This is a genomic window from Thermogemmatispora sp. (assembly GCF_019683755.1).
Lineage (GTDB): Bacteria > Chloroflexota > Ktedonobacteria > Ktedonobacterales > Ktedonobacteraceae > Thermogemmatispora.
Genome location: NZ_JADGHT010000346.1, coordinates 1 through 4,717, shown reverse-complemented (window position 1 = coordinate 4,717; position 4,717 = coordinate 1). Strand labels below are relative to the sequence as shown.

Sequence of the window (4,717 nt, the reverse complement as noted above, 5' to 3'; positions counted from 1 at the left end):
GGTCTGTGAGCTGACCGATCGCGACCTCATCAGAGAGGTGGTGCACCTGTTCAAAGAAGGCCGCTGGGGCAAGCCCCCCGAGGTGGGAAGCTGGCGGGCATGGGCGGCCTGGTCGGCAGGGTTCCTGGCCGGACTCATCTCGGCCCGTATTCCCTCACCCTTGCCGCTCTACGGCAATTGTCCGCATTGCCACCAGCCTGCAGAGGCGTGCGGGGGCTGTCGCCGGTGCGGCACCTGCACCTGTCCACGCCCGGGCAGCAGCCAGGTGGCTCACTAGTCCATGAGACGGGATGGCCTGCTCCCAGGGTCCGGCACCGCACGACGGCCCTGGGTCCTGGAAGCAGGCAGACACCGTCCTCAGCATCGCCAGTGAGGAGGAGGAGTCTGGTATCATGGCCCAGGTGCAGCGAACCATCCCGCTACTGCTGCCAGCCGATGAGGACCTGCGGGAGACGCTGGCCGTCTTCCAGCGGGTCCAGCAGCAGCTCTCGGCCCCCTGCTTCAACGAGGGCCAGCCGCTCTCCGCCGTGGCCCTGCATCGGGCCTGCTATCACGAGGTCAAGGGCCAGCTCAACGCGCAGATGACCTGCACCGCCATCCGACTGGTCGCTGCCGCCTACCAGAGCGCCCAGAGTAACCGTCGCCCGCCACAACGCCCCTTCCAGTTCCGGCGCAGGCAGGCCTTGTTTCTGATCGGCTCGCGGGGACGCGATGCCAGCCTGCGCCCCGATGGCACCCTCTCCATCTGGACCGTCGCCGGACGCAAACAGCTCCCCTTCCGCCTGCCGGAGGCCTTTCAGCCACGGCTGGCGCAGGCGAAGAGGATCGATAGCCTCACCGTGCTGGAACGCGATGGGCGGCTGCTGGGGCGGCTGACGATCACGCTGGAAGTACCTGATCCTCCGACGGCAGGCCCAGAGACTGAGACCGTCGTGGGGATCGATCTGAACGAGACGAATGCGCTGGTGGCGGTGGATGGCCAGGAACGGATGCTGTTCGTGAGTGGGAAAGCGGTGAAGGTGCGCAATCGACGGACCGCGAAGACGCGGGCGAGACTGCAGCGGAAGCTGGCGGCCCACAAGGCACAGCACCGGGACACACGCAGTGTCCGGCGGGTGCTGAAACGGCTTGGTCGCCAGCAACGGCATCGCACCCGGACCTTTGCCCAGACGGTGGCGAAGCGCCTGGTGGAGTGGGTACCACCGCAGGCGGTGCTGGTCTTCGAACGACTGCAGGTGCCATCGCCGCAGCAAGGGCAGATCCGGGGACGAGCGTTGCGGCGCCGGCTGGCACGGTGGCAGCGGGGGCTGATCCGGCGCTGGGTCGAGCAGCGAGCACAGGAGCGAGGGCTGCAGGTGGCGGAGGTGAACCCGGCCTACACCAGCCAGATCTGTTCCCGCTGTGGGCAACGGGGACACCGGCGCCGACATGCCTTCACCTGTCCGCAGTGCGGCTCCCAGGAGCACGCTGACATCAACGCCGCCAGGAATATTCGTACACGCTTTACTCAGTTACGGCTGAGTGGGCTGCCGTCAACCAGCCCTGAAGCCCGGGCCGACAAGGCTGCGGGCAAGCCACCGGCTTGATCCCGGGGCCGTTGACGAAGATGCGGTTCACCTGCTGCCCGCCGTAGAAAGTATTTGCCGTATCAAAGCTGGGGTCCTGCAGAGCGCTCTTCTGAGCTGGGAAGAGATAGAGCTTCTGGGTCAAGATCTTCACTGACTCAGGGTTCGTGTTCAGCCACTTCACGAACTCGGCGGCCTCTGCCGGATGCTGGCACTGTGTCGTTACGGCATCAGTTGAACCACCCCAGTTGGCCGAGGCATGCTCACCAGGATTCCACTGCGGTAGCGGAGCCACACGCCAAAGACCGGCGGACTTCGGCGCGAAGCCTTCTAGATCCGATGGGGCCCAGGCCGCCGTGATCCAGGTGGCCAGCGTTCCGTTCTGCAGAGCAGCATACCAATCGTTGTTCCAGTCGGCGGCAGTGCTCACGGCGCCGTTCTTGACAAGGTTCCCCCAGTAATTGGCCACCTTGAGCGCGGCGGCGTCATCCAGATGAATTTTAATGGTTGTCCCATTGACCTCGAACGGCTGAGAACCGGCTTGCCAGAGAAGCGAAAAGAACCAGGGGCCATCACTGGGAGAGAAATCAGTCATATAGATCTTGGGATTGGCCTTATGGAGCTGAATGGCCTCCTGTGCGTACTGGTCCCAGGTCGTAGGAACAGGTAGGTTGTACTTCTTGAAGATATCCTCGCGGTAGAGTAAGCCCATCGGGCCAGTATCCTGGGGAATGGCGTAGACTTTCCCGCCGCTTGAGACCTGGGCCCAGGTCCAGGGCACGAACTGGTCTTTCACATCGTTGGCGCCGTATTGCGAGAGGTCAACCAGTTTGCCGCTGAGAATGTACTGAGGGAGATAAGCATACTCGATTTGCACCACGTCGGGAGCGCCCGAGCCGGCCTTGAGGGCCGTTGTCAGCTTGGTGTACTCGGTGCCGCCCGACCCAACGTTCTGCCACTTGATCTTGATGTTGGGATGGCTCTTCTCAAAGAGGTCAATCGCTTGCTGGAGATTGGGTACCCATGACCAAAAGGTGAGGGTGACTGGCCCGGAGCTGGCGGGCGTCCCACCACAGGCTATCAGATAGCTGCTGATGCTGAGCGCCAGGAGCAGCAGCAGGCCGGCCTTGGCCATCCCCCTGGCATGGCAAAATAGGAGACCGCGGTTCATCTCTCGTTTCCTCCTTAACTTCGCTGTAGGAGCTTACGCCTGCTGAAGACACCGCAGACGCGATCAACCGAGTGACCGATTGACCGGACCGAGCGGCATTGGTGCATGTGCCCTCTCGGCACTGACTCAGCTAACCATCTCTCCCTCTACCTGTCCGTCCCATCTGCCCGTTCGTCCGTGCCTCCTTTCACGGATCACGCTGTTCCAGCGGCTCGCAACTACGTACAGGGCGCCGGCTTCCTGCCAGGCCGACCGACCTGACCGCTTCCCTCGCGTGACTGACCCCCCATTTGCCAGCCAATCACCCCCTCACACCTTTCCTCTGGCGCATCAGTACACCTGCTGTCGCCTGGGCTGGGGGGAGAGGTGGAACGGTCCACACGCGAAAAGTATAGAAGATGGACCGGTCCATGTCAAGGGTGAAAGGCGTCTACTTGACATGGACCGGTCCATCTTCTATACTCTAAGCGAAGAGAAGAGGACACGCTTTCGATGAAGGAATCGCACTTTCAGGAGCAATCTGCCCAGCCTGCGGCGGTCAGGAAGGGGCACATGGTCACGATTTACGATATTGCGCGAGCGGCGGGGGTTGCCAAGAGCACCGTCGCCAACGTGCTGAGCGGCAAAGGCAAGGTGAGCGAAGCCACGCGCCAGCGTGTGCTTTACTATGCGCGGGAGCTTGGCTATCGGCCTAACCTACTCGCGCGCAACCTCTCGCAGCACCGGACCTTTACCGTTGCCCTGATCCTGCCCACAATTGCCAACCCCTTCTATCCCGAGATCATGGAGGCCATCGAGAGCATTCTTCGTCAGCGGGACTATCAGACCCTCTTCTGCAACACGCACGGCGACTTTGCCCTTGGGCGGCAGCAGATGGAGCGGCTGATGAGCCGCTGGGTCGATGGCTACATTATCATGGGATCGAGCATGGACATTGCCGACATCACCCACTATTTTCGCCAGGGGGTGCCCATTGTTCTCTGTGATTGGCAAGAGAATGAGTCGCCGGTGGGTATCCCTCAAGTGACGGTTGATTTCTACCGGGCAGGGCAACTGGCTGCCGAGCATCTGCTTGCCCTGGGACATCGGCATATCGCGGTCATTGTGGACGAGCCACAACAGCACCTACGCTTAGAGGGCTTTCGCACAACGCTGCTGCAGGCTGGACTGGAGCTACCGCCGGCGCGCATTGCCTTGGGCGACTCCTCGCTGGAGAGCGGCTATGCTGCGGCTCGCCAGCTACTGAGGCCTGATCAGGGACTGACATCACCCACAGCGATCTTTGCGACCAACGATTGGATGGCCCTCGGGGCGATGGAGCTGGTCCTTGATCAAGGCCTGCGGGTGCCCGGAGATATCTCAATCATTGGCCTCGACGATATCGTGGTCTCTGCCCATCTGCGCCCCCCTCTAACAACCATTGCCATTCCCAAAACACGTCTGGCCCAGGAGGCAACAGAGCTGCTGATGGCCCAAATCGAGAAAAAGATCGAAGAACAGGGAAGTGTGTTGTCAGAGGCTCATGAGGGCACTGATGGGGCAGCCCAGCACGAAGAAGAGACGGCCCCGCTGCGTCTGGTTCCACCATATCTGGTAGTGCGCCAGTCCACCGCGGCCCCTGCTTCTTCTTAGTCGGCGGCCTTTGAGCAGCATCTAGTTTATCGGGCTGCCAGCTCTGGGTGCCTGTCTGCAAGCCTGCCCATGTCTGTGGTTGCCAGGCGGACTTTGGCCGCCTTTGTCAGCTAGACAACTATAGTTCCTGACAACAGATCAACATGACAAAATAAGGCTGATCCTGGCAACCGAGAGCGGAGCTACAGGCAGGGCTGGAACCTCTTTTAGGAGCGCTCGAGCTTGAGCGAGCGAGCCAGCCCGTAGAAATTCGGAGCGAAGAGCAGGAGGGAAAAGCCCATTGTCCGCTACATCGTTACAGTCATATCTATCCTCTGATGAGCATTCCTACTATCGGCTTGATCTGCGA

At 61.4% G+C, this 4,717-nt stretch carries 3 protein-coding genes and 1 pseudogene; 3 read left to right on the top strand and 1 reads right to left on the bottom strand.

Annotation, left to right across the window (positions count from 1 at the left end):
• A pseudogene (locus IRZ24_RS16880) lies at nt 1-277 on the top strand (hypothetical protein); the annotation flags it as partial.
• A gap of 115 nt (nt 278-392) precedes the next feature.
• On the top strand, nt 393-1,586 hold the full coding sequence (locus tag IRZ24_RS16875) for a transposase (protein WP_297166695.1): 1,194 nt from the start codon (nt 393-395) through the stop codon (nt 1,584-1,586).
• Here the strand turns inward: IRZ24_RS16875 and IRZ24_RS16870 are convergent.
• On the bottom strand, nt 1,504-2,736 hold the full coding sequence (locus IRZ24_RS16870; protein ID WP_297166692.1) for a sugar ABC transporter substrate-binding protein: 1,233 nt from the start codon (nt 2,734-2,736) through the stop codon (nt 1,504-1,506). The two genes, IRZ24_RS16875 and IRZ24_RS16870, sit on opposite strands and share 83 nt — an antisense overlap.
• Nucleotides 2,737-3,288: 552 nt before the next feature.
• Between IRZ24_RS16870 and IRZ24_RS16865 the strand changes: the two genes are divergently transcribed.
• Nucleotides 3,289-4,368 (top strand): LacI family DNA-binding transcriptional regulator, encoded by a 1,080-nt coding sequence (locus IRZ24_RS16865; RefSeq protein ID WP_297166688.1) that lies wholly within the window; start codon nt 3,289-3,291, stop codon nt 4,366-4,368.
• The last annotated feature ends 349 nt before the right edge of the window (nt 4,369-4,717 follow it).

What these genes read in the sequence shown, in the direction of transcription:
- IRZ24_RS16865 (WP_297166688.1), top strand. Translation starts at nt 3,289, where the DNA reads ATGGTCACGATTTACGATATTGCGCGAGCGGCGGGGGTTGCCAAGAGC.
- IRZ24_RS16870 (WP_297166692.1), bottom strand. Translation starts at nt 2,736, where the DNA reads ATGAACCGCGGTCTCCTATTTTGCCATGCCAGGGGGATGGCCAAGGCC.
- IRZ24_RS16875 (WP_297166695.1), top strand. Translation starts at nt 393, where the DNA reads ATGGCCCAGGTGCAGCGAACCATCCCGCTACTGCTGCCAGCCGATGAG.